The organism is Rheinheimera pacifica (genome assembly GCF_900108485.1).
GTDB classification, from domain to species: domain Bacteria; phylum Pseudomonadota; class Gammaproteobacteria; order Enterobacterales; family Alteromonadaceae; genus Alishewanella; species Alishewanella pacifica.
Genome location: NZ_FNXF01000015.1, coordinates 41446 through 67527, shown reverse-complemented (window position 1 = coordinate 67527; position 26082 = coordinate 41446). Strand labels below are relative to the sequence as shown.

The following is a 26082-nucleotide window of genomic DNA, read 5'->3' as shown; positions in this document are numbered from 1 at the left end:
CAGCTGTATTATTCTGTTGCAGGCAATAAAGAAGCAGGTTTGGGTAATTGAATCTGATAACCGGCCAGTGGATAACGCTGCACAATAGCGGCCAGAGTGCCGTCTGCGTATAGTTTTTGCCAGGCCTGCGCTAGTTGTTGTAACTGTATGCTGCTAATGGTACGAAGGTTAAAGCCAAAATACACCATACTCTGATGCACCTGAAACAGCGGTATGTAATCTGCCGTGGGTAAACCTGGCTGTACTTTCCAGTAATGGTAAGCTGCAATATCTTCCAGCACACCGTGCACCCGGCCATTAAGTAATAACGCCTGCTTATCTTCATTACCGCGGATAAACACAAAGCGGGTGCGGTTTTTCGCATCATTTAAAATGCTGTCCAGCTTATCACCGTAATAGGCCCCATTTAACAGTGCAATAATGCCGGTAGTGCCGCTGCTTTTTAATTGGTCTACTGCAGTCAGACCGGGAAAAGCGCGCTGCAAACCTACCAGATAAATGGTTTCCTGCTGATGCGGGCCGATAAAAGCAAATTGTTTGCTGCGTTCAGCGTTGTAGCTAAGGTGGCTTAGTACATCCAGTTCACCCTGCTCAATCAACTTTAACGAACGTAACCAGGGGCTGTGAATAAACTCAAGCTCACACTCAATCTCTTGCAGCAACCGTTGCAACAACTCTACATTAATGCCACGCCAGCTATCGCCGTGTTGCATGATATAAGGTGCAAAACTGGTTTCAATACCCATGCGTAAAGTACAGCTGTATACCGGCTGGCTGAGAACACAGCTAACAATAAGCGCCAGAAACCCTTTCATTATGCCCCCCCGCAATAAAACGCACAGACATCAACTATAAGCCCGGCTAAGCCACTTTGCCTGCCGCCGTAAAAAATAGCTGCGCCAGTGCGCATTTATTTACCTAAACAATAGGCTCAAACGCCGTAAGGCGGTCAATACTGGCGGCGTTACCTAAACCATGAAACGGTGCGACTTCGGCCAGACGGTTTTGCTCACCGCTTAGAGCCAGGTAGTTTAACAGCACTGTTTGCACCAGCAGGTTAACGTTGTTCGCCGCTACCGATGAGCCGGTTTCTACCGAGGCATCAGGCCGCATAAAGCCAATTTGCTGATGCCTGGCCTGCTCGGCTGTACTACCGCCCAGTAAAGAGGGTCGGCCATTGGGGCTGTATATCAGCATAAAAGAGGCGGCGGTGGAGGAATTATCGCCAGTCCATTCGCCTTTACCCCGGCCAGACTCAGAGTCATCAATGCGGCCGTTACTGTCCACCGAGCCATCGCTGTACACATAAATCATCAATGGTTGGTTCATTCTTGCGGCATATTCCAGGCAGGCACCAATACAACGGCCGGCGCGTAAATCGCGCAGCTCACCGGTACCGCGCTCACCGGTGTGATAGTCGTAACCACCAATGGTGATGGACCCTGCACCGGCAAATCCATTTACCACCAGCTTCATTACCGACGCGGTTTTACGAAACTCAGCATCGCCGTTAAATTCTGCCGCGCTAAAAATACCGGCCGCCCCGACAATATCCACATCAGCGGCCGGGTCCAGCGTGGCCGGGTTACCAAAGCGATCTGCCAGATCAGCACTTTTTACATAACCACAACGGATCAGATCCTTGATCACCGCATCACGGCTGATATTGGTATTAACCCGGCTTAGTTTGCTGTCGCTGATGCGCTGCACAGATTCCATCACCGCTACGGCGTCGTTCTGGTTTAACAAGCCAAACAAATCGCCGACATCAACCAGCCCGGTGACATCACTTGGCCGGTCAATTTTGGTTGGGCGCAGCTCGGCATTATAAAACTCCATCGGTGCCATAGAGTTAGCGCCGGAATCTGAATTGCGCGACCCTACCAATGGCATTAATGAACCGCTGGCACCGGCTTTGGCAATCGCGTACATCGGGTTGTGCGGGTTATTGCCGGTATCGTTTTCCGAGCGCGATGGCAACACAGCGCCATTGGTCATCGCCTGGGTAGCCAAAGTGGTACGCTCCAAAATGCCGGCCAGCATTTGTGAATCGCTGTGAAACGCCAACCCAAGCTGATTATTAACAAAGCCCCCGGCCGGGTTAGCAGCATTAACTGCTGTTGGTACCATATCCGCCGGCAGGCCCAGTTTGCTGTAGCCCTGCACCGATAAAAAATCGAGCTGGCCCCCTGCTCCGCCCACCAACACGTTAGAACCGGCAATATTGGCGCCACCGGCTAAATCGAAACAGATAAACGGAATTTTACCCGCGCCCTGCACATTAATGCCGCACAGCTGTTTTAGCGCTTCTAAATCAGGCGATAACTGCGCCTGTGCCTTACCGGGGTTAGCAAACAGGCCAAATACCGAGCCGGTGGTTAGCACTGCAGCACCGTAACTTAAACCGCAGGCAATAAAATCACGCCGGCTTACCGGCTTACTGTGGCAGGCATGTAACAACGGGCTGTCGGGGTGCAAAGGTTTTGCTCTTTTCATCTTGTATCTCCTACTGCACCAGCAGTTCTGCACTGGCCAGTACTGCAGTACAGGCCGCTTTGGCAATGGTTCGGCTGCGGTCACTGCTACAGGCGCCGCTGCAGGTGCTTAAGCGGCTGATCAGTGTATCCAGTTCAGCTTCAACGTCGGCCCGCAATGCTGAGCTTGCCGGTGACAATGGCATTAACCGGTTAAGTAGCGGCTGCACAACCAATGGCCGGTTGGCCAGGCTGTAAGTGGTAGCCCGGCTGGCGCTAAAGTCTGCCGCCGGGAACCAGCTCTGGCGCAAACTGGTATCTTCAATAGCTGCATTGCAATAGGCGATAGCTAACTGAGTGATTGCCATCTGCTGCGCCGAGACAAAAGTGTCGATGGCTTCAGCTGCCGGCAACTGGCGCTGTATGGTCTGGTAAACGTCTGCTACTGCACTTTGTTGCTGCGCTACGCCGGTCAGCGCGCTCATACTGGCATGAATTTCTGCAAAGGTTCTCAGGCCAATATCACTACTCTCTCTGGTGCTGGCAATAATTTGTTGCACCGGCACGCTGATGCCGGTGCGCACATTTTCCAGCTCGCCGATACGGCCGAACGATAAAAAGAACTCGTCGCTGGCAGCACCTTGCTCAGCAGCAATAATAGTGCCCTGCGCCGACAACTCGGCCCCTTCTGACAGTGCCGTGCCGGATGCCAGATTAAAACGTTGTTTTAGCCAGCTCTGGCCGGTTACCGCTTCTTTCCCGTTAATGCCTATCGCCATGCCGCTAATCGTCAGTGCCTGTGGCAGGCTGCGCCCTTCGAGGTTAATCAGGTAGGGGGCGTTGAACAGGTAAGAGTAATTATCAAACTGGGCCACTTCAAACACGATATAACTGTCTGGCAGGTTAATCAGCTCGCCAATGCCAAATAACAGATAAAACTTCTGCCCCACGCCCACCGCATAGTTTTGCTGAATTTGTGCTGCTGTTAAGGCTTTATTGTGAATAGCCAGCAAACGCATGGTGCCCTGCCACTGGCGGTTGCCGTTGGCCTCGTTACCGACAATCAGCGCATAGCTGTCATCCCAGTTACGGATAGCCTCTGCGGTGTCGCGCACTGCGCTGTCCTGGCCATTGATGTAAATGCGCCGGCCGTTTACCGGGTCTTGTGTCAGCACCACATGCTGCAATGTGGCCTGCAGCAGTTGATCGGCATCGGCCGTGCTTAATGCCGGCAAACCGGCAAAATTGGTTAGTGCAGAACGCAGCAGGAAATTGTAATTGTACTGTGTCTGGCCCAGCGTAAAGTTACGCTCAGTGTTACTGCCAGCATAGCTGACAATAGCAGCCGGGCCTTGCTGCGTCACGTTAGCCGGCACTACCCAGGCTTCAACCGTCATTTCGCCGGTGGCGCTGATAAGCCGGGCCAGTTTGTTGCTGTTTTGCGTGCTGGCCTGCGCCCGGCCGCTGTTAATCTGAATGCCCCAACCGGTTACCCAGCTAATATCGCCCTGCAGGCTTAAATTTGCCGCCGGCTCTACCCCAGAGGTATCGTAGGCTATAGCGCCATTACCGGTTTTGAACTGGTAAAACGCAATCTGGTTAGCTTCAAAGCGGCCACCACTGGAGGCCACCACACCATCGTCCAGCCGCAAAGCTTTAGATGGCACCAATGCCGGGTCCAGCTCAGTTAACTCTACACTGTCGGCTATCTGGCGCACCGCAGCCAGCATAGTGGCGGCATCATCATCACAGTTTGACCAGCAGTTATGAAACTCACCGGCCAGCCGGGCGACAAAGCGCGACAATTCGGGGCTGTCGAGATTAATCAGCTTACGGCTGGCCTGATATGCCGCCGCCAGATCAGTGTCGGCAAAAAATGGCGACTGGGTTTGCGGTGCATCCGGTGCATGGCAGTTTACACAGTGCTGGCGCAGCAGCGGATACACTGTACCACCAAACAAAGTGGCGTCGTCTGGCAAAGCTTTGCTGGCACCAGGCTCACGCACCGGTGGCGCAACTAAGGTTACTGTGGCACTTTGCGTATCGGTGCTGTTGGCCCAGTTACGCACCCATTGCGCCACGGTGTCGGCACAGGCACTGTCGCTGGCCAGCCAGCAGTTGTGGCCACCCGCCAGCTTGGTTACCAGCAGCGATTGCGCCGGATCAGCCAGATTAACCAATGGCCTGGCAGCGGCATAGGCCAGGTTAATATCGTCGTTACGGGCAAAAAACGGCGCGGTGTTACCGGCTACATGGCAGGCACCGCAGCGGTTACCGGCAGCGATATTGTCCCACAGCGTAAGTTTAAACAGCTGAATATCAGCCGTTTGCGGCGCAGGCCCGGTGTAATTAACATTGTCGTCCTGTACCGGAGGCGGCGGGTTTTGTTCTACCTCTGCGCCACCACAACCAGCCAGTAACAGGCTTAGCGCCAGCAATGGGAGTAAAAATAACTTCATCGGTTAGTCTCCCATACAATAAGTCGCGGTGTCGGCAAACACCTGTTTCAGGCGGTAACCGCCACTGCGAAAACTGTCGGTAATGCTGTGCAGTGCACTAACGTCGCTGAGGTTTTCCGGCTCTCGCAGACACACAGTACGAAACACCTTTTTTACCTGGCACTGAGCAAAAGCCGTGCTGTTGGCCAGCTCCTGGCCCAGGCTTCTGGCGCCGTTCCCTTCACCCGGCAAGCTGTTATCCCAGCCCAGCGCCTGGTTTTGCCCTTCGCGCCAATAGTTAGTCCAGCTGTCATCCTGTGTGCGAAAGCCATACGGGAAGGTGCCGGCATTGATATGATATTTGGATTGTACCCGGCTTTGTGTGCCTTCATTTTGTGTACCGCTTTGCTGATAAAAAACCCGGCCATTGCTGCCGCTTTCGTCAGTAAACTGGTAATCGTAATAAGCAAAAGCTTGTGCCAGGGGGTCCATGCCGGCATGGCAGCCGACACAGCGGTTGTTAAAAATACGGCTGTCACCGCCCGGGCTGCGGCTGACATCCTGCCGGATGCGGTCGGTTGGTGTAGTGATATCCTGCAGCGGCTCTAAGTCGGTGCACAGTTGGCTCATCAGGGTAAAACGAAACATGGCGCGGTTAGTACCCAGATAAAAAAACGCTTTGGCGGCCGCACGGCTGGTCATAACCCCCGCGGCTGCATCTGCCGGAATACCATTTAACGTGCTTTGCGCCCTTGGCTGCAAGTGCTGGGCTAAATCGACGGCCTCGCGCTCCAGTGCCAGATAATGTTCGTTATTGTTACTCTGATACGGCGGTAAACCCAGGCTGTCGGCGCCAACATATAAAATGTCGGTTTGCAGCAACTGGCGAAAATCTACATCATCGCGCACCAGACCGATCACGGTGGCACTGTAATCGTTCAGCGGTTCAAACACGTCCAGCTCGCGGTTGGTTGCCGCTGAGGCAAACAACTTAAGCGTAGTACGGTAAAAATCCGGGTGCTGCATGGCCAGCTCCGCTGCCGCCGCGGCATTACCGCCATCAATCAACGCCTGCATCTGGCTTAAGGTGGCCGCATCTGCCGGTACACCTGCGATACGGTCATGCAGCCTTTTTGCCTGCTCCAGTGAACCGGCCTGCGCTATCGCAGCAAAGAGCAAACTGCCAAACACCATTACTCTGACATAGCCTAGATAACGCATTTTTATCACCTCCGGCTGTGTTATCAGCCCGGTAAAAATTCTACTGTCCACTGCGAACGGGTTAAAGCTACAGCTTCAGCACCAAAATTAACGGAACCCAGGCGCAGCACCAACTGCCGCTCCAGCTTGCTGTCGTTCAGCTCACTTTGCACTATGGTCACTTCTGCCAGGCTGCCATCTGGCTTAATCACCAGCTCAAACACCACCTTGCCTTTTAGTAAGGGGTTGGCACGCAGGGCCCGGCTGTACAGCGTGTACAGGCTGCTTTTATTTGCTTCCAGCACCCGGCGGATAGCGGCTTCTGAGCGGCCATGCCCGGCGCTGTTAGCGCTGGCATTGGCATTGCTGCGGTTTTGCTGCTCAGCGCTGCCGGTGGCTGATAAGCCCTTTAGTTCAGCTTCGGCCAGCGCGGTCGTGCCAGTATCAGCCAGTTCAGAACGTGCTATATCGCCAGCCACTGCAGCAGCCTGCGCCGCCGCAAATTGTTTACTGGCGTCATTGCGCAGCAGCTTACGCTCTACCTGGGTAGCTTGTTGTTCGCCGCTGCTTTTTACCTGTGGTGCGGTATTGTTCAGCTGAAAGCTTTGCCGCAGCTCTGCCAAATCATCTTTCATTGCCAGCAAACCGGCCTGCTGCGCTTGTTCGCGCGCCCGTTGTGGGTCTGGCTTTACCGGTTCAGCGGCAGCAGGCACAGGTTCGGTTACGGCAACCGGCTCGGGTTTTGGCTGCGGCAACGGCTCCTGCACCGGTGGCGGCTCTGGTGGCGGTGGGGCTTTGCGCTCTTCCAGCACAACCCGCGCCAGTTGCGGTGGTAGTTGCTCCTGCACTTGCCGGCTGCGCTCCGGCACTGTCAGCGCGGGTATCAGTACTGCAAATATCAGCCATAGCGCAAAACCCAGCCATAACAGCCGGTAAAAGCGTTGATCTTCAAATTGCCAGTTGTTGTTATCAGTGAGAGTTGCCGTTGTCATGGCGCCTCCACGGCCGGTGCCATTGCCTCTACCGCCAACGATAAATCGCGGTATTCGGTAGCAGCACAAATAGCCATTAACCGGCGCAGCAGCGCGTAAGGCACAGAGGCATCACCTAAAATAGTTAGTGCCCGGCCCACCTGCTGTTGCTCTGGCGCTAAAGGCCCGGCCCGGTTGGCCAGATAATCCAGCTCAGTGGTTAACGCCTCCGACAGTTCGGGCAGCCAGTTATTACTGTCTTGTTGCCAGTCGCCCTGCCACACCGGTTTGCCCTGCACCAGTACACCGTTAGCGGTAATGGTTAACATCACTTTTTCGCTGGGTAACTGCTCAGATACTGAGCGCGGCAGGTTGATATCTTTATTGCTTTGCAGCACTTTAACTTCAGACTGATTCACCATTAGAAAGAACACCAGTATGGTAAAAATATCCATCAACGCGACCAGGTTCAGTTTACCGGCCTGCGCCAAACGTTGGTTCTGCCGCTCTAAGCGTTTGGCGCGAAATGACATTTTCATTCACGGCCCTCCGCTTTGGGCAGCTCGCCCAGTGATATTTGCGGAAACAGCTCTGCATCAACCAACTGCGCAGCTACCACGGCTTTAAACGAGCGCACGGTGTCCATTGCCGTTACCAGCGTCTGGTAGTCCAGATCGTCGGGTGCCAGAATGGTAATATCTTGTTTTTCTATCTGTTTTTGCGAGAAAGTTAGCTTTAAATCCTGCAGGTACAGGCTAAGCGCGGCAAAATCCAGCCTGCCTTGCTCTGTCAGTTCAAATACCCGCAGCGGTTCACCGGCCGGATAATTCAGCCGCAGCCTGTCGGCGTGAATTTCCAGTTCCAGTTGCTGCGGCTGTTCTTGCTCTTGCTGCAGTTGCTGTTCGCTTAATGGCGGCAGCTGAATATTCAGCACGCGAATTTGCGCAAACACCAGGCTTAGCAGCAATACCGGCACCAGCACGATCATCAGGTTCATAAAGGACGTGATATCAAGCTCGGCATCGGCAAGGGGTGCTTTACGCCTTTTTATCATCCGCGCCACCATCAGTTTGTTTGGCAATACTGTTCATCAGCTTAATGCCGGACATTTCCATGGTATCGATAATGCTGGCTGTTTTGCCCTGCAGTAAGGCATGGACAAACACCAGTGGAATGGCGGTAATAAGGCCAAAGGCGGTGGTGTTCATTGCTACCGAAATACTCGATGACAACAAGCTGGCTTTCTCTGAAGGATCAGCATTGGCTACCGCCGAAAACGCGGCAATTAAACCCATAATGGTCCCCAGCAGGCCAAGCAAAGTGGCTACGTTGGCCAGGGTGGCCAGAAAAGGTGTGCGTTTTTGCAGACGCAGACTGTATTCCAGTACCACTTCTTCCATCGCGTACTCCATATCTTCACGCTTGGACGATGAGCGCAGCCGGTGTACGCCACTGGCCAGCATCGCCAGGATCGGAGCACTACTGCTGGCGGCCAGTTGTACAATGCGGCTGATGTCGGCCTGTGCTACTGCACTTTGTACCTGCGCCATAGCGCGCTGGTTTACGCCATACACACTGCGTAAAAACCACCAGCGTTCAACGGCAATAACGATGCCAAGCACCAGGATAAAAGCGATAGGATAAATAAACACGCCGCCTTCCTGTAAAAACCGAACCATGCCGTTTAACAACTCCATGAAAAATGTCCTCTTATTGCTTTTGTGGATTAACTGTTGGGGTAGCCGCGCCAGCCTGGTTGCCCTGCTGTACAGCGATAAAACGTAAAAATTGCTGCCGATCCAGTGGCGACAGTGCCGGTGCCTGCTGGGTTAATGGCTCGCCGGGAATGCGGATCACGCTAACCGGGCTTTGCCACGGCAGCACATAAATGGTTTTCGGTTGCTCCTGATTACCACTAATAGTGCTTTCCACCTGTACCTGCTGCGTGCGCTGTTGCGCCAGCAGGCTAAAACTGGCCACTAACACTATGCCAACTAACATCAGCCTATTCATTAGCTGCCTCCTGATCCAATTGTTGTTCCAGCAGTGCCAGCCAGGCTTTCGCCTGCTCATCTTGCGTCATGGCATAGTATTGCTGGTAGTGGTAATGCGCCGCTAGCGGCTGGCCGAGGTACAGCTCATATAAAAATGCCAGATTTTTATGCGCCAGGGCGTAATCTGGTTGTGCCTGTAACGCCCGCTGAAAATGCCGCTCAGCCTGGCGAAAGTTACCTTGCTGGCGGGCCAAAATACCTAGCAAATTATGGCTGGCACTGTGAGCGGCAGAGGCATGCACCGCCTGTTGCAGGCTGCTTTGTGCGCTGGCAGCATCACCACTGTGCCACTGGCTTAACGCCAGGTTATACCAGATACCGGCAAAGCTGCTTTGCTGCGTTGCCAGCGCACTGAAGATGTTTTGCGCCGCACTGTACTGGCCTGCTATTAACAAGGCTTTACCTTCGGTAAATTGTTGCTGCTGCAAAGCATTGAGCTGCACAGCAGCAACCACCGGCACTGCAGGTGCGTTGGATACCGGCAACTGGCTGCAAGCGGCCAGGCTGCATAAGGCTGCTGCCAGAAAATACTTAACCAAAGCAGGCTTAATCAGCGGCATCGGCTACTCCGGTATAGGCTTCGGTTTTATTAAATTTGGCCGGCAGCAACTGCGCCAACCGGATAAAACTTTGCTGCACCCAACTGTCCCATACCTGCTGTTGAGTCAGGCGGGTATTTTGCTGGTAAATAGCAATGGCTTGCTCTTCAAACGGAAACGCCTGCTCTTCCAGCAATAGCTCGTATTCTTCCAGCGCCAGCTCGTCCAACCCTTTGGGCCGGTCTGACTGCAGCAAAGCCGTGGCCATTTGCTGATATAACTCCGCTACTCTGAACTGGGCTTCACTAACCATTGAGGCAACGCCATAGCTAATGGCTTGCTCATAGTGCTTAATAGCACCACTCATATGCTGACGTTTTTGCTGTAAGCTTTGCCGCAGCGGATGGCTAAGCCTGATTGCGGCAAACAAATTGCTTTCGTGCTGCCCCAGTTGCAACAGTGCCTGCGCGGCTAACTGCCTGGTGCGCTCGTTTCCTTCGCTGGCAAACTGTTGCTCAAAGCTGGCGATTTTTTCCCGCCAGAAGTTCTGCCGCGACAGATCCCTCTGCTGCTGATACAACTGCACCAGCTGATACCGCGCCTCCTGCGCCAACAGATGCGGCTGCAGATAACGGTTGGCATAGCTGCGCCAGGCCTCAAGCGCTTTGTCGTTGTGGTTGGCACGCTGATAATACTGCGCCGCCAGATACAAGGCTTCGCGCTGTTGCTGCACATCACCTTCGCTGCTCAGTATTACTAGTTGCGCGGCAGCTTTATCCCACTGCTCAGCTTGCTCGTAACTGTCCAGCAGCAGCGCTTTGGCTGCCGTTGTACGCTCGGTACCGGGATAACGCTGAATAAAAGCACTTAGCAGCGTAATTGCTGCCGGATAATCCCTGGCCGCCAGCTGTAATTCTATTTGCTGATAAGCCGCGGCTTCGTGATATTCCGACTGCGGCAATGCGCTTAACAAACGCTGTAAATGTGCCTGCACTGCCAGCAGTGAAGCATCTTTTTGCTGCGCCTGCTGATAAATACTGGACGCTAGTTGCGCCTTTAACAGTTCGCGGCGATCTGCTGGCAAGGTTTGCTGCAATAGCGAGTTAATACTCTGCTCTGCAGCGGCATATTGCTTTAGTGCCAGCTCGCTCTGGCTTTGTAAAAACTGCGCTTCCTGCACTAATGCGCGCTGGCTTGGCGCTGCTGAGTTTTGCGTAGCTGAGTTATTCATAGCTGAGCTTTGCCGATTATCGCCCCAGTTAATCACATCAGCGCTGTACAGCAGCACAGCCTGATAATCCTGCTCACGGTAACGCTGCTGCAGCTGTTGCAGTGCAACCTGCTGTGCTGCGGGGTGCTGGCGGTGCTGCGCCACAAACCGGCTTTGCTGTTGCCACAGAGCCAGTGCTGCGGCGTCACTTTGAGACGATAACTGCTCGCTGAGCAGTAAAGCTTTATAAGCGGCATCCTGAGCACTAAACAGGCTGGCATCGGTTAACGGCGCCTGATAGCCAAGCCAGGTATAAAGCTCAAGCGCGGCAGCATACTGGCCGGCACCGGCATAAGATTCTGCCAGCAGATAGCTAATATCCGCCTGAGAGTAGCTGGTATTCGCCTGCGGGTGCGCGCTGTTTGGCGTTTGCTGCAGTACTGTCAGCATGTTTTGCCACAGCGGTATGGCCGCGGCAAAGCCGGTTGTTCTGTCATCGCCCTCTAATGCCGTGGCGCCGGCATAATGGGCGCGGGCAAAGTAATCCAGATACTGCAACAATAATGGCTGCACCTGCGCCAACTCAGCGCTGCGGGCCTGTTGCCAGAATGCTGAGCCCGGGCCAAACAGGCTGATATATTCCTGCTGCGCCGCAAGGGCTAAATCAGCTTCACCCGACGCCAGATAATGCTCAATCAGCAACAACTGAAACTCTGCTGCAGTGATAGTTGCCGGGTAATGCTGAATAAACAGCCGGTAGCTGTGCAGGCTTTCGCTCAGCAATTGTTTTTCTGCTAAAAAACGTGCCAGTGTCTGATACAGCTCGGCCACATACACTACAGAGCGCTCACCACTGCGATAAGGCACCCGTTGTAATAGTGCCTGCAGGCTTTCTCCCTGTTGCTGGTAACTGAGTGAAATGCTTAAGGTGCGCAGTACTTCACTGCGCAGGCTTTGCTGTGGCTGGGTGTTTTCCGTCAGCAGTAATTCAGTGTAGGTATCATCCAGCAGATGTAAAAACTGCTCATCGGCCTGTTCAAACTGCTGTAACTTAAAGTAGCTCCAGCCGGCCATATAGCGGGCATGCTGCTGTAAGGTGGGGTCAGTGCCGTTCAGCACGGCTAAATAGGCGGCTAAGGCGGCCTCATAATCAGCAAAGCTATAATGAATATCGGCTTTACGAAACCACACTTCGCTGGCAAAGGGAGAAGACGGATAATCGCGCAGCAAAATATCCAGCTGCTGCAGGCAGGCATTTTGCTCGGCCAGCAAATCGTAACTGCGCGCCAGCTGATAACGGATCAGTTCGTTGTTTGGCTCTTGCGGATAATCACGCAGCAGTTGTTCGTAGCGCTGTACCAAAGCGCGTAGTGCAGTTTGCTCCTGTGCCGTTGGCAGCTCGGATTGTTCCAGTTGGCTGGTGTGCATTTGCGATAAGCGATACAAAATACGCTTACGCGTTTGTTCGGCGGGCTGCATGCTGAGTATCTGCTGGTATATCATATCCAGTTGTTGCTCGCTTACGCTAAGATCAGCAGACAGCATGCTGCGATCAAACGCCGGTAAATCCGCCAGCCGCGGCCGTTTGTTTTGCTCGGGCACTGAACTACAGCTTTGCAGCAGTAAACTGCAAGCTGCGGCCAGCACACTAATGCGTAACAGGCTCATGGCTGGCCTCCGCTGTTAGCGGCACGCTTTAGCAATACCAGTTCCATCACCCGGGCCAGTGATTCTTTATTGTGCCGCTGCAACTGTTGCAACCGCGCGATGTCCTGCTGGCGGTGCTGTTGTAAGCGCTGATTCAGCTGCGCCAGTAATTGCTGTTGCTGGCTTAACAGCGCCAGGTTCAGCTGTTGCTGCTGCGCGCTTAATTCGGTTAAGCGTTGCTGTTGCCGGCGCAGCCGGTCAGTTTGTGTGCCTTGCTGGCGCAGTGCCTGCAGGCGGCTGTCCAGCTCGGTAAGCTCCGTACTGATTTGCTGCTGCAACCGGTTCAGCCGGTATTGCTGTGCGGCGTTATCTTCATAATATTGCCACTGCAACAAACCACGCAGCCGTGTCAGACGGCGGCTGTAAGTGTCGGCCTGTGCCGGCGGTAACTGCTGTAAATGTTGCTCAGCACGCTGCAGCCGGCTTACCTGCTGGTGCAGCTTGCCCTGGGTCAGAGCCTGCGGCAGGCTATTGTCTGTTAATGCGCTGATTTGCTGCTGTATTGCCGCAAACTCACTCTGCAGTTGCTGGCGCCGTGCACTAAGCTGTGGCAACTGGCTACCAAGTAATTGTTGTTGCTGGTTTAACTTAAATTCCGCAGTTTGCTGCAGGCTGCTAAGCCGCTGCTGGCGCTCTGGCGCAGCCGTAAGCTGCTGTTGCAGAGCAGTAATATCCTGCTGCAGCCGGTACAGGCTGTTGTCGTTGGTTAACTGTAATTGCTGCCACTGGCTGGCACCTTGCAACAGTTGCTGCACCTGAAGCGGATTCGCCTGCTGATTAATCAGCTGGTATTGTTGCTGATAATAATTGTCGGCCCAGTTGTAAGCGGCCAGTGCATCATCGGGCTGCAATGCCCGCTCTAACTGCTCGCCAATACGGGTTGCCGCTTGCCAGGCTGTATTGCTAAACGGTTGCTGGCGGATCTGTTGCTGCAATACTGCCAGCAAAGCCGGAATATGCCGCTGCTCGGTAAGAATATAGCTGTATAGCTCCAGTGCATTGCTGCTAAGCACACTGTCGCGGCCAAAATTAGCCAGAATTGCATCGGCAGCGGCGTAATCCTGCAGCTGAATATGCAGCTGAGCCTGGGTGAGTTGCAGGTAATCATCCAGTGCCTGCTTTTCATCATGTGGATAAACAAAACTATCCGGGCGGTTAAGTAAGCTCCAGCGCCCGGAAAACAGCTGCTGCCAGAAGCCTTGTTCGGCCGGCGTGACAAATTGCTGCTGTAACCTGGCCAGCCAGTTAAGCGCCTGCTGCGGCTGTTGTTTTGCCAGCACCAGCGCCTGGTTGCTGATGACATAAGGCATTTCTGGCTGATCTGCCAGCGAGACAAAATCCGGCTGTGGTGGCACGCTGATATCCGGCCAATGAATAAGCTGGCTGAGCAGTTGCTGCTGGCCACGCCAGGCACCATCGGCGGTAATATTAACCTGCTCCAGATACTGGCGGGCAGCAGTTTTATTGCCCAGTTCCAGCTGATAACGGGCAAACTGCAATAAGGCAATATTCTTCAATGCCTGGGGTACGGCATTATCATCTGCAGGTTGCGCCAACACCTGTTCCAGCGCAGTAGCCGCATGTTGTGGCATAGCCAGTTGCAAATACAAACCCGCTTCCAGCAGGCGGGTACGGCCATTGTGCTGCGGGGCCAGTTGCAAGGCTTCAAGCGCTGTCGCAGGTTGTTGCTGATAAAAGGCCCACGCCGCCTGGCGATAATGTTTTTCGCTAAGCGATACCGGTTCTGCCATCACAAAAACCGATAGCAATAACAGGCTTATGGGCAATATCAGTCGTTTGACCATGGCTGCACAATAAATTCAGGTTGGTAATCACTGCTGCGATCTTTTACCTGGAGCTCCAGCAATACAGCATCTTCTGCTTTATTAAAGCGGTAGCTTACTGCGCGGCGGTAGTCGCGGTTATCCGGCCCTTTACCAACAAATACTGCCGTCAGGTTATGCTCTCCGGCCTTAACATTGCCTTTGTACAACGGCTGGATAGCGCCACGCTTTAGCGCATCCCACTGCTGGGCGGTATATAAATGGCCCTCTACCGGTTTGTCGTTCAGTATTAGTTCAACACTGTCGAGCTGGAAAAACTGGCCGCTATCTACCGACAAAAACACAGCAAGCTGGGTTTGCGGTGGAAATAACAATTCTTCCTCCAGCAAAAACAGCTCGCGGTTTAACTGAATAACCTGCTGTTTCAGTTGCTCCAACTGATCACTGACCGGCGTGTTGGCACCGGCCTGGGCGCTTAGCAACAGCAAACAACTTAGTAGTAGCGCTCTCATTCTTTTGTCCTGTTAAAAAGTAAGCCCGGTTAAAAATACAGACTCAAAAACGCCCGTAGCACATTGGCGTCCAGCCGGTACAAGGGTTCCAGGCCAACGTCGGTGTCGGCGGCGGTTACGTCACGAAAATTGTTATAACTAAAGCGGATATGATCCCACTGCAGGTTAAGCTCGGGTTTGGCTTGCGGCCAGAAATCCCAGCCCGGCAGGCGGTAACTGGCTCCAACGCCAAAGGTCCAGTTGGTAAAGTCGCTCAGTTCTTTGTCACGCGCCATAAAGTTTTGCTGGCTGGCAAAATCAAATAAGTCACGGTAAAACTCAGCCTGGCTTTGGCTGTACCAGCGTATTTTTGCATCCAGCGTCCAGCGCTGGCTAAGGGGGTGCACATATTCCAGCTCGGCATCCAGTGCGCGGATATCCCAGCTGTCCTGATAATGGCGCAGGTTAAAGCTAAGTGCGGCGCGATAAGGCAAATACACTTTGTTTACCACTGAAACTGCCAGTGAATTACGGGTAGAGGGATACACTTCGCTTTGATAGCCGTAGCCCAGCGGCTCGGTATTGTCACGGTAACGCACACTGCGATAAGGGTTATTTAAAAAGCCCTCGTCTAAATCAACCTGCACATTCAGGGCGCTGATCCAGCTGCTGCTTAGCACCTGGGTCCAGCCCAGTTTATAGTTGTAGCGTTTTACGCTTTCGCTAAAACTTTCATCGCCGTTGCGGCCCACGTCGTCATCGCCAAGCCCCGCCTCCAGGCTAAGGGTGGTCATGCCACCAAAAGTATCGTGCGCTATGGCAAAAGACACCGATTTAGCCTTGTAATCGTCTTCGTCGCTTTGGGCGTAGTTGGCGCTTAAAATGCTGTTGCCTGCCAGATAATCAATGCCAACACGCTTTTCATGGCGTGTTTCGCTATAAGCCGAGGCCGTGGCGACTACATCGATAGAAGCACCCGATACGGTATCTATATAGTAATAGGCCGACAACGACACTGCCTGCCCGGCTTTTTTACGCAGCATCACCGCAGGGCCATCAATAGACACACCACCGCCCTGATAACTGTGGTACATCAGATCAGCCCTGTCTTCCGGCAATACTGCCGCCTGCGCTACTGAACACATAAGGCACAGTAATGCTAACAGCCTAGTTACAGCCACAACCACCGCCTCCGCTGCCATTTGCGCCTTTGGCGGCTTCACGCGAGTCCTGCACGTGGGCAACATGCTGCAATGCCACCGGATGGCGGCCGAACGCCATGATCGGATCGGCCAGCTTGTCCCGCTCGTAGGGTTTGACCCAGGGCTCCATACCGGCACAGCCACTGAGTAACAGCAGCACCGCTGCGGCGCTTAGCAGATGTTTATTCACGTAATAAACCTTTGATGTCGTCTTCATATTTCTTTTCATACCCCGGCTTATATCCACGGTGCACACTGCGCACCTTACCGTCTTTATCCAGTATCACTGTGGTGGGCATTGCCTCTACGCGATAATCTTTCGACACACTGTTATCCACATCAAATAGAATAGGAAACGCCACCTGCACCTTGCTCAGGTAGGCCTTGGCGGCAGAGCTGTCGTTTTCAACGTTTACGCCCCATACCTGCACCCCCAGCATCTGGTATTTTTGCGCCAGTTTGTCCAGCGCCGGCATTTCCTGAATACAGGGGCCGCACCAGCTGGCCCAGAAGTTAATTAGCATAATGTCGCCACGCTGCTCGGCTAAACGCAGGTTATTGCCATCGAGTGCCTTTAAGGTGAAATCGGGTGCGGTTTGCGCCTGCACCGTAGCTGACAACCCCAGTGCCAGTAGCAGCATGCTGCTTTGTATTAATCGCTTCATTACTACCTCTGTATCAACAACTAGAAATACACCGCCACACCCAAAGCCAGGCTAAGGTTATGTGTGGTTTTGCTGCGTGCCAGTATGGTGGTTTCAAAAATATAATCGCTAAAGGTCAGCTCCAGTGCCAGCCAGTCTGTGGCGTATAGCCTGAACTGGCTGCCCAGTTGCAGCGCAAATACTTTATCTCCGGCAAAATCAACATTACCCCCGCCGGCAAATACCGACAGGCCGCTGTTCATCGCGTAGTTACGGTTTAAAAACACTTCGCCCGGTAACAGCACATAACCGACATGAGCCCCGTAATAGCGCCACTGCCGTTCGCTGTCGGTCAGTAGTGGCGCCGCCCCGCTCAGCTCTTCAAATGAGGTGCGCCCAGCTTTAGCCATGGCGTACTCGGCGCTCAGGTAAAAGTCTTCATTAATGTGGTAACTAAGCTGCAATGCCCCCAGGGCACTGCTGCCAAAATCTTCAATATTGATGATGCCGCCACGCAGGCCCAACAACCAGTTTTCGCTATCCAGCACGTTTTCGCTGATACTGCTTTGGCTGATATCCGGCTCAACCTGTTGTGCACAAACCAAAGCAGGTGCCAGACCCAGCACTAAAAAAATACGCTGAAACCAAGTTTCCATGTGTCTATCTCTTCGTTGTCATTGCGATCGGTAACGATAACACTGCGCCGGTAACCGGCACGGGCGATAAAATTACGGCTAAGGTAATAACGTACCCCCAGCTCAGCACTGGCCAGGCTGTTATTACGATCCGGCGTTTGCACCAGCACGGTTCGCGGCGTGGTGCGCAGCACACCACCGCCGATACCAAAATAAGGTGACCAGCGCCAGTGTGGCAGCGGGCTTAAATACACGCTTAGCTCGGCTGACAGGTTATCGGCCTGATCGCCATTAGCCTGCCCTACCGCTAACTCGGTTTGAATATAAGGGCTAAACAAATACGCCAGCGACAACTGATAAAAGCTGCTGCCGTTAAAGTCGCCAAACATAAAGCCCGCTTCAAGCGAACGCTGCTCATAAAGCGCAATGCGCTCATCCGATACAGTGAATGTCTGCTGTTGTAGCGTAACCAATTGCGTCAGATCAGCTCGCGCCAGCCAGTACTGCTGTTGTTTAAACTCTACCTGTACCCAGTCGGTGCGGCGTTTATTGAGTACTAACGCCTCGCCTTTAATGGCTACCTGCACTATCGGGTAACCGCGGCCGGGGCCGGAATGCAAATTGACAAAGTCTCCGCTTACTTTAACAGCGACTGTTTCAGCCATTAACTGCAGGCTTAATACACTAAGAAGTAACATTAATAGCCGTCTCATTTATTGCTCCGGCACGGCAAAAGGCGAGTTGTAATACTGCGCACCTATATCCAGCCAGTCGGCCAGCAGTTTAAGCTCGGCGGCGGTTAAATAACCCCGATGGCTGCCTGTATTGCCAAATAAGCTGAAAAATGTGCCACTGCCCACCGCACTGCCAGCGCGCATGGCAGGTGTAACCGCCACTGTTACCATCACAGGAATCGGATTGCCGTTGTCATCAAGTACCAGATTGCCGGCGCCGTCGGTAACAAACAGTAAATTACCGTCAGCATCGGTAGCCTGCACCAGACGATCAACCAACACAGCGCCCACCAGCTCTTGCTCGTTATCGGCACTTAACAGTTCGCGGTAACTGCGATAATGCTCAGCCTGCAGATCTGACGGCTCTGCATCCAGTTCCAGTTGGGCTATAGGTACCCGGCTGTTACCGTTAGCATCGGTTCTGCTATGGCAACTGACACAGGTATTGTCGGCAATCAGCTCGTTACTCTCCGGGTCGAACCGGCGCCGGTCTTGCTGCCACAGTGGTTGAATATGGGTTGGGTAATCTATGCGTAACCGGCAACTGGCCAGCCACTGCGAAAAGCACTCCAGCCCGCCCGGTAAAGTTGTGGTCAAATCCTGCAGGCTGATCCGCACAGCGGCATCCGGCGCACGCCTGGCCGGATCGGTCCAGATATCTAAATACTGCAATGCTTCGCTAAGCTCTGGTATGCCATTTAACCTGGCGGCGGCTTGCGCCATGGTTTCACCGGGCTGCGCCAGCAATTGCGGATTAGCATTAGGGAAGGCAGCAAAACCTGTTGCTCCGGCATTAGCACTGGGCGTTTCACCTTCGCCGTTTACTCTGCCATGCGGCGCTGTGCTTTGTGGCGTATGGCAACCATTGCAGCTAAGCGTTTCGCCGGGGCGCAGTGTTATCCATTGCTGGTGCAATGCAGAAACAGCCTGGCCTTCGCCATTAAGCACCGCCAGATTAAACGGCACATTGGCGGGTACTTTTACCTGTACAGAGCCATCAGGTTCAACCGCTACCGTACCAAGAATTTCGCGCATCAGCTGACGGCGGCTAACGCCAAAAGCAAAGTCGGGGGTGTCCAGCACCTCTTCCGGTGGCAAAGGCACACCGCGTACCAGCCGTAAAAACCGCGCCGGGCGCTGCGTAGCAGTGCTTTGCATCGGATCAGACAACCGGGCAATATCCACCTCAGCCACGCCGGCAAAATCATATACACTGCGAATATCCAGCACGGCGGCATTTTGCGCAGCCAGCTCTGTGTCCAGTAATGGATTTACCGGCAAAAAAGCACCGGCAGTATAAGGTTGCAGCACAACAGGCTCTGTTACCAATAAGCCTTCCCGCCCGGGCCGTACCGGCACCTGAGTTTGCTTTTGTGTATCAAATAGCCATAAACCGTATAAAGGTTCTGCCGATTCCAACCCGGCATCTTCTGCTACCTGAGCACAGCTTAAGATGGTTTCTTGCTGCACCACGCGACACGGTGACCAACTCACCAGATAACGGCCGGTACCATCTTTCAGGGCAGCGTAGCTGTTAACTGCTCCGGCACGTTCGGCCCGCCCGGTATTATCAAATGCCCAGGGAAATAACGGTGTCTGTGCCGGCATATTTAGTGTTTCACCAGCCAGTGCTTGCTCATTATCGCTGGCAAGAGCCAGTGCTACACGTTGTGGCCAGCTGTTGTAATAAGGTGCATCAACTCCGGCCAGTGCCAGCGACACAGTGCCATCATCCAGCACTACTGCTTTAGTAAACTCGACTGCCGATTGCTCTGCCCCGCGGTTATGCGAATGCCAGCCATATATCAGTTGGTTTTCGCTGCCATCGGGGCGCATACGATACCAGTTAAGCATCGAACGATCGCTCTGGTTATCCCAGCGGCTATATAGAATATGGCCGTCGTCCAGCACTACCGGATAAAGGTCGTGGCTCAGGTTAAAACTCAGTTGGGTAATATTGCTGCCATCGCCATTCATAACATGAAGGTTAAACGCGGGCGAGTTTAAGTCTTCATCCAACGCCGTATATTGCGGCTTAAATTCATCTAACAAAATTTGCCGGGAAATAATCTGCCGGGTAGAACTAAAAATAATACGGCCATCAGGTAAAAAAGCCGGGCTGATATCATGGCCACGCTGTGCCAGTTGTGTATCAGCAATTAACGGGCTAACCGTTTTACTGGCAACGTCGTAACGCCATAAATCCCACTTTGGCTGCAGTTCATCTGCGACATTAGGCAATTGCGGTGCGCGCAGGGCAAATAACAGGGTGGTGCCATCTGGCGAGGCGGCTAAATCTTTTACGTCGTATAAGGCATTTTCAGGAAACAGGCTGGCGGTAAGATCGGTTTCAGCCGACTGGGCAAACGCATTTTGCTTAAGTAATAACCGTGCACCGGGATTAAAGGCTGAAGGGTCGAATAAATTGCTCTGATAGCGTTCATCGTCAACCAGTAACGGCCGTTCAACAAAAGTCAGGGCAATTTCCTGCACTATCGGATCGGAGGGTTGATCCTGTACGCTAATATCTGCTTTGCATGCTACCAGCACAATACAGCCTGCGATAAGGCATAGCCTTGTTATTATTATCATTATTCTGATACCGGCTACCGTTTACTGCGTGTTTACGTTTTGGGAGCAACAAAACTGGCTAAGTCAACAGCTTATCGCTGCATGAACCACAGAGCAAGTTAAAATTTATTACAAAAAAAGCCAGCTTAAGCTGGCTTTATTAACGGCAGATGAAGGCGGCTTACAAGTCGGCTTCAAACGCTTCTGGTATGCTTTCTTCAATCGGTTTTTCACCCGGTTTTAACAACAGGCGGGCACGCAATTCTTTTTCAATTTCATCAGCCACTGCCTGGTTATCCTGCAGAAACTTCATTGCATTGGCCTTACCCTGGCCAATTTTATTGCCCTGATACGCATACCAGGCACCGGCTTTATCTACTAAACCCTGAGCTACGCCTAAATCAATCAGTTCTCCCAGTTTGTTAATGCCAGCACCGTACTGAATAATAAACTCAGCTTGTTTAAACGGTGGTGCCACTTTGTTTTTCACCACTTTAACGCGGGTTTCGTTACCGGTAATTTCATCACCGTCTTTTACCGAACCAATGCGGCGGATATCTAAGCGCACAGAAGCGTAGAATTTCAACGCGTTACCACCTGTGGTAGTTTCCGGGTTACCGAACATTACACCGATTTTCATGCGGATCTGGTTGATAAAAATACATAAAGTGTTAGAGCGCTTGATATTACCGGTTAGCTTACGCAGTGCCTGTGACATTAAGCGGGCTTGCAAGCCCATGTGGCTGTCGCCCATGTCGCCTTCAATTTCAGCTTTTGGCGTTAAAGCAGCTACTGAGTCGACTACTACCACATCTACAGCAGCAGAGCGTACTAACATGTCACAAATTTCCAGCGCCTGCTCACCGGTATCCGGCTGCGACACCAGCAACTGATCAACATTAACACCTAATTTTTTCGCATACACCGGGTCCAGTGCGTGCTCAGCATCAATAAAAGCACAGGTTTTACCGGCCTTTTGCGCTTCAGCAATAACCTGTAAGGTTAAGGTAGTTTTACCGGACGACTCCGGGCCATAAATTTCAACGATACGGCCATAAGGTAAACCGCCAATGCCCAGTGCAATATCCAGCCCCAGCGAACCGGTAGATACAGCAGCAATATCCAGCGCGGTGCTATCACCCAAACGCATAATAGAACCTTTACCGAACTGACGTTCAATTTGACCTAAGGCGGCAGCGAGCGCTTTTTGTTTGTTGTCGTCCATTTTTATATCCATGGTTGAGCCGGGCTTGCCGGACAATTAACACTGTATGCTCGTACAGTAGTCTAGTTTGCTAAAGCTGTCAACAGCTCAATGCTTTGTTTGAGGGCGTAATCGATGGCTTGCTGGCGTACCTGTTGGCGATCACCGGCAAATACCAGATGGCTGCTGGCTACATTACCATTAAGGTAAAAGCCAAAACACACAGTGCCCACCGGCTTATATACTGAGCCGCCATCCGGCCCGGCAATACCAGACACAGCTATGGCCATATCGGCATTGGCAGCTTTGGCGGCGCCTTCGGCCATTTCACGTACGGTCTCTTCACTTACGGCGCCAAATTGCAGCAAGGTAGCGCTGCGTACTGCCAGTAATTGCTGCTTGGCTTTGTTGCTGTAAGTAATAAAGCCGCGGTCAACATAGGCCGAGCTGCCCGGCACCGCGGTTAACCAATAACCTATACCACCGCCGGTACAGGATTCCGCAGTGGTGATAGACCATTTTTTCTGTAGCAGCAACTGCCCAAGCCGGGCTGCCAGCGTCATACTGTCTGCGGTCGCCATAACTCACCTACATCATAATAAGTGCCTGCTATTATGCCGCCAGAACCGAAAACGGAGCAAGTACCGCTTGGTCATACTGTAAAGCGGCCCGCTCTTCAGCGGCATTTATCAGCAAAAAATGTAACGGATTACATTTAACATTATGTACCCAAGCCGCATAGCAGCTGCTTAATTAGCAGTGAATTGCGGCGCAATATTGCGGTATTTATTGAGTTTTTGCACTAAAAAAGCGCCGTGCTTTTATCGAATTATGCTTTTATTTTGTGGTAGTTTGCACTATAACAGCAAACACAATGATATCGGTTACATTGAAGTTATACCCATAACAAGAATCACTGCCACAAGAGGAGAACGACCTTGAAAATCAGACATCAACTTTATGCCCTGCTGCTAACACTTGGTAGCTTTGGCGCACTCGCCGCGGATAATCAGTTAAGCCAGCAGGAAAAAAACGACGGCTGGCAACTGCTGTTTGATGGCAAAGACCTGTCGCAGTGGCGTAACTTCAAGCAGGACGGGCTAAGCGATAAGTGGGTCATTGAAGATGGCACTATTAAGCTAAGCGGTAAAGGCGGCGGCGACATTCTGACTAAAGCCCAATATCAGGATTTTGACCTTAAGCTAGATTGGAAAATTGCCGAAGGCGGCAATAGCGGCATTTTTATTCTGGTTGATGAAACCGGCAGCCAGATTTATTCGCACGCCCCGGAGATTCAGATCCTCGATAACGAACGCCATCCCGACAACAAGCTGGCAAATCATTTATCCGGCTCTTTATACGACATGATCGCCTCCCCTGCAGCTTCGCACAAAATTGCCGGCGAGTGGAATCAGGTACGCATCCGGCTGGAGAAAAACCAGTTAACCATCTGGCAGAACGATGTGCAGGCAGTATCGGTGGAGATCCACAGCCCTGAGTGGCAGCAATTAGTGGCGGCCAGCAAGTTTGCCAACTGGCCTGGCTTTGCTGCTAACCGCAGTGGCCATATTGGTTTGCAGGATCACGGCGATGTGGTGTGGTTTAAAAATCTGAAAATTAAAGAGCTGAAGTGATGAACGATTTTGCCTATGACGTATTGGTTGTCGGCTCAGGTGCCGGTGGCGCCATGGCCGCTTATGAGTTAACCCGGCAAGGCCGCAAAGTGCTGCTGCTGGAAGCTGGCCGTAATTACGACCCGAAAACAGAAACTCCGATGTTCAGGCCCAACTCAGCCGCACCGCTGATGGGCACCTCTACCCCAGATAAAGACTTCGGTTTTTATGATTCCACCGTAGACGGTGGCTGGCAGGTGCCAGACGAACCCTACACCACGGCAGAAGGCTCGGACTTTTTATGGTGGCGCGCCCGGATGCTGGGTGGCCGCACCAATCACTGGGGCCGCTATTCACTGCGTTTTAGCGAGCATGATTTTAAAGGCAAAAGCCGCGATGGCCTGGGCGCCGACTGGCCTTTTAACTACGATGACATCGCCCCCTGGTACGACAAAACCGAAGCTTTAGTAGGCGTTTGCGGCACCAATACCGGCCTGGATGATATGCCACCGTCACCGGAAGGGGTGTTACAACCGCCACCCGCACCACGGGTACCTGAATTACTGATAGCCGCTGCGGCAAAAAAACACGGTATTACCGCGGTGCCAATGCACCGCGCCGTGCTGACCAAACCGCTGGATAACCGTGCCGCCTGTTTTTATGCCACGCCCTGCGGTTACGGCTGCTCGATCGGTGCGGCTTTTCAAACCACCACATCACTGCTGCCCATGGCGCAGGCAACCGGTAATCTGCGGATTATCACCGATGCGATGGTGAAAACCGTTACCGTTGATGCGCAGGGTAAGGTTACCGGCATCAGCTATATTGACAAAAAAACCGCCACTGAACAGCAACTCAATGCCAAAGTGGTGATCCTGGCAGCCAGTGCCTGTGAATCGGCGCGCATTTTGCTCAATTCCAAAAGCACCAGTCATCCCAACGGCCTGGCCAATTCCAGCGGCCAGGTTGGCCGTAACCTGATGGACTCCACCGGCGCTGGCTTATCAGCACTGGTACCGGCGCTAATGGACCGGCCACGCTATAACGAAGACGGCCACACCGCCAACCACCTGTTTATTCCGTGGTGGGGTCACAAAGCGCAGGCTAATAAAGAACTGGATTTCCCGCGTGGTTATCACTTTGAACTTGGCGGCCGCTTTGGTGAACCGGGCGCTTATGTCAGCGGCAACCTGCAAGGTTATGGCACTACGCTAAAACAGCAGGTACGCGCCCATTACGGTGCTTACGTTTCATTTGCACTACGCGGTGAAATGCTGCCAAACGAGCACTGCTATATGGACATAGACCCCCAGGTAACAGACAAATGGGGTATTCCGGTAGCACGTTTTCACTGGCAGTGGTCAGAACACGAGCTTAAGCAGGTCGAGCATGGCCTGAAAACCGCCAAAGCCATTCTGGAGACGATGGGCGCAACGGTTGGCGAATTGCCTGCTGCAAAAGATGCCATAAGAAAAGGCGGCGAAATTATTCATGAAGTGGGCACCACCCGTATGGGCAGCTCAAGCAAAGACTCGGTAACTAACCAATGGGGGCAAAGCTGGGATTGTCCGAACCTGTTTGTCATGGACGGTGGCGTTTTTGCCTCTAACCCGCATAAAAACTGCACCCTGACCATTATGACACTGGCAATGCGCAACAGCGCCTGGCTGGCTGATCAGCTTAAAGCGGGGAAACTGTGATGGAAAAACCAAACCTGATATCAGCGCAAAGCACTACGGCTCACATCGATAACCTGGCACCGGCTTACACCAACCATTTAAGCCGGCGCGATTCGCTAAAACTGTTAGCTGCCCTGGCTGCAAGCGCCATGCTACCCGCCCTGGCAGGTTGTGAGCCAACACCAGTGGCAAAAACAGCCAGCGGCACCACAAGCGCAGAGCACTGGCCAGAACTGAAGCTGCAACCCATCACCGCCAAAGGTTACGGTAAAGATCCAAACCTGATTATGCCACCCGAAGCGCCCTGGCCATTGACATTAACGCCAGCTCAACTATCACTGGTGGCGTTACTATCAGATATTATCGTGCCGCAGGAAGGCCAGTCGCCGTCGGCTTCTGCAGTGCAGGTACCAACGGTGATCGATGAATGGGTTAGCGCGCCCTATCCTAACCAGCAGCAAGACCGGCTGACTATTTTGTCGGCACTGGCCTGGATAGACGATGAAGCCACTATGCGTTTTTCGCAGCCATTTACCGCACTAGGCAAGCCACAGCAACTGGCGATTATTGATGATATTGCCTACGACAACGAGCAAACTTCAGCGCAGTTTAAGCGCATTGCCAAAGCCTTCGCCCGGCTGCGTAATCTGGTACTGGCAGCTTATTTCTGTACGCCGGAAGGCATTAAAGATATCGGCTATCTGGGGAATGTTCCCATCGCCGGTGTTTACCCAGGCCCGACACCAGAGGCTTACAGCCATTTAAATAAAACACTGGCGGAACTAGGCCTAAGCGACTTTGCTTATCCAGTCAGTTAAGCCTTAGTCTGTGTCTGTTTAACTTAGCTCCCTGATCGCAGAGACAGGGAGCTTTTTTATTTTATTCTGCGCCGCCGCGGCTAAAGATGCCGCTAATTACTGCCTAAGCTAAAA

Annotated in this window: 24 protein-coding genes; 3 read left to right on the top strand and 21 right to left on the bottom strand. The window is 52.9% G+C overall.

The annotated features are described in order from the left end of the window. Positions 1-8 precede the first annotated feature (8 nt). The 21 genes from BLW68_RS16415 to BLW68_RS16315 form a co-directional block, all read right to left on the bottom strand. Positions 9-815 carry a substrate-binding periplasmic protein gene (locus tag BLW68_RS16415; protein WP_092795681.1) on the bottom strand — a complete coding sequence of 269 codons (807 nt, stop codon included), beginning with the start codon at positions 813-815 and terminating at the stop codon, positions 9-11. Between the two features lie 103 nt (positions 816-918). Further along, positions 919-2496, bottom strand: a complete 1578-nt coding sequence (locus tag BLW68_RS16410) for a general secretion pathway protein GspF (RefSeq protein ID WP_092795679.1) — start codon at positions 2494-2496, stop codon at positions 919-921. 10 nt (positions 2497-2506) lie between these two features. Then, positions 2507-4933, bottom strand: a complete 2427-nt coding sequence (locus BLW68_RS16405; protein WP_092795677.1) for a LamG domain-containing protein — start codon at positions 4931-4933, stop codon at positions 2507-2509. Positions 4934-4936: 3 nt separating this feature from the next. Beyond that, positions 4937-6133: a hypothetical protein gene (locus BLW68_RS16400; protein ID WP_245728372.1), complete on the bottom strand. Its 1197-nt coding sequence runs from the start codon at positions 6131-6133 to the stop codon at positions 4937-4939. A 23-nt stretch (positions 6134-6156) separates the two neighbouring features. After that, entirely contained in the window at positions 6157-7104 is a 948-nt protein-coding gene (locus tag BLW68_RS16395; RefSeq protein ID WP_143039979.1) for an AgmX/PglI C-terminal domain-containing protein, read from the bottom strand. Continuing rightward, entirely contained in the window at positions 7101-7622 is a 522-nt protein-coding gene (locus BLW68_RS16390) for an ExbD/TolR family protein (protein WP_092795675.1), read from the bottom strand. Before BLW68_RS16390 ends, BLW68_RS16395 begins: the two co-directional genes overlap by 4 nt. Next, on the bottom strand, positions 7619-8137 hold the full coding sequence (locus tag BLW68_RS16385; protein ID WP_092795673.1) for a biopolymer transporter ExbD: 519 nt from the start codon (positions 8135-8137) through the stop codon (positions 7619-7621). Before BLW68_RS16385 ends, BLW68_RS16390 begins: the two co-directional genes overlap by 4 nt. Next, complete coding sequence (locus tag BLW68_RS16380; RefSeq protein WP_092795671.1) at positions 8121-8780, bottom strand: MotA/TolQ/ExbB proton channel family protein; 660 nt, start codon at positions 8778-8780, stop codon at positions 8121-8123. The genes BLW68_RS16385 and BLW68_RS16380 overlap by 17 nt, the downstream gene beginning before the upstream one ends. Positions 8781-8793: 13 nt before the next feature. Continuing rightward, on the bottom strand, positions 8794-9096 hold the full coding sequence (locus BLW68_RS16375) for a hypothetical protein (protein WP_068229235.1): 303 nt from the start codon (positions 9094-9096) through the stop codon (positions 8794-8796). Then, positions 9089-9697 (bottom strand): tetratricopeptide repeat protein, encoded by a 609-nt coding sequence (locus tag BLW68_RS16370; protein WP_092795669.1) that lies wholly within the window; start codon positions 9695-9697, stop codon positions 9089-9091. The genes BLW68_RS16375 and BLW68_RS16370 overlap by 8 nt, the downstream gene beginning before the upstream one ends. Then, on the bottom strand, positions 9684-12554 hold the full coding sequence (locus BLW68_RS16365; RefSeq protein WP_092795667.1) for a tol-pal system YbgF family protein: 2871 nt from the start codon (positions 12552-12554) through the stop codon (positions 9684-9686). Before BLW68_RS16365 ends, BLW68_RS16370 begins: the two co-directional genes overlap by 14 nt. Then, positions 12551-14398 (bottom strand): hypothetical protein, encoded by a 1848-nt coding sequence (locus tag BLW68_RS16360; RefSeq protein WP_092795665.1) that lies wholly within the window; start codon positions 14396-14398, stop codon positions 12551-12553. The genes BLW68_RS16365 and BLW68_RS16360 overlap by 4 nt, the downstream gene beginning before the upstream one ends. Next, a complete protein-coding gene (locus tag BLW68_RS16355) occupies positions 14383-14889 on the bottom strand; it encodes an AraC family transcriptional regulator (protein WP_092795662.1) in 507 nt (168 codons plus the stop codon). Before BLW68_RS16355 ends, BLW68_RS16360 begins: the two co-directional genes overlap by 16 nt. Before the next feature lie 29 nt (positions 14890-14918). Further along, positions 14919-16013 (bottom strand): DUF3570 domain-containing protein, encoded by a 1095-nt coding sequence (locus tag BLW68_RS16350; RefSeq protein WP_245728371.1) that lies wholly within the window; start codon positions 16011-16013, stop codon positions 14919-14921. Between the two features lie 22 nt (positions 16014-16035). Continuing rightward, positions 16036-16260 (bottom strand): DUF4266 domain-containing protein, encoded by a 225-nt coding sequence (locus tag BLW68_RS16345; RefSeq protein WP_231731910.1) that lies wholly within the window; start codon positions 16258-16260, stop codon positions 16036-16038. Beyond that, a complete protein-coding gene (locus tag BLW68_RS16340) occupies positions 16253-16735 on the bottom strand; it encodes a TlpA family protein disulfide reductase (RefSeq protein WP_092795657.1) in 483 nt (160 codons plus the stop codon). The genes BLW68_RS16345 and BLW68_RS16340 overlap by 8 nt, the downstream gene beginning before the upstream one ends. A 20-nt stretch (positions 16736-16755) precedes the next feature. Next, positions 16756-17370, bottom strand: a complete 615-nt coding sequence (locus BLW68_RS16335) for an outer membrane beta-barrel domain-containing protein (RefSeq protein WP_092795655.1) — start codon at positions 17368-17370, stop codon at positions 16756-16758. Then, positions 17340-18062, bottom strand: coding sequence for an outer membrane beta-barrel protein (locus BLW68_RS16330; protein WP_092795653.1), 723 nt, complete (start codon positions 18060-18062; stop codon positions 17340-17342). The genes BLW68_RS16335 and BLW68_RS16330 overlap by 31 nt, the downstream gene beginning before the upstream one ends. Beyond that, the gene (locus BLW68_RS16325; RefSeq protein ID WP_245728370.1) at positions 18063-20633 is read right to left on the bottom strand and encodes an HzsA-related protein; all 2571 of its coding nucleotides are present in this window, start codon (positions 20631-20633) and stop codon (positions 18063-18065) included. Between the two features lie 202 nt (positions 20634-20835). Then, positions 20836-21879, bottom strand: a complete 1044-nt coding sequence (gene recA / locus BLW68_RS16320; protein WP_092795780.1) for a recombinase RecA — start codon at positions 21877-21879, stop codon at positions 20836-20838. 62 nt (positions 21880-21941) lie between these two features. After that, complete coding sequence (locus tag BLW68_RS16315; protein WP_092795650.1) at positions 21942-22439, bottom strand: CinA family protein; 498 nt, start codon at positions 22437-22439, stop codon at positions 21942-21944. Positions 22440-22796: 357 nt separating this feature from the next. On the opposite strand from BLW68_RS16315, the gene BLW68_RS16310 reads away from it, so the two are divergent. The 3 genes from BLW68_RS16310 to BLW68_RS16300 are packed head-to-tail and all read left to right on the top strand — an operon-like array spanning position 22797 to position 25968. Then, positions 22797-23492 carry a 3-keto-disaccharide hydrolase gene (locus tag BLW68_RS16310; protein WP_092795648.1) on the top strand — a complete coding sequence of 232 codons (696 nt, stop codon included), beginning with the start codon at positions 22797-22799 and terminating at the stop codon, positions 23490-23492. Then, on the top strand, positions 23492-25171 hold the full coding sequence (locus tag BLW68_RS16305) for a GMC family oxidoreductase (protein ID WP_092795646.1): 1680 nt from the start codon (positions 23492-23494) through the stop codon (positions 25169-25171). Before BLW68_RS16310 ends, BLW68_RS16305 begins: the two co-directional genes overlap by 1 nt. Further along, positions 25171-25968 carry a gluconate 2-dehydrogenase subunit 3 family protein gene (locus BLW68_RS16300; RefSeq protein WP_092795644.1) on the top strand — a complete coding sequence of 266 codons (798 nt, stop codon included), beginning with the start codon at positions 25171-25173 and terminating at the stop codon, positions 25966-25968. Before BLW68_RS16305 ends, BLW68_RS16300 begins: the two co-directional genes overlap by 1 nt. The last annotated feature ends 114 nt before the right edge of the window (positions 25969-26082 follow it).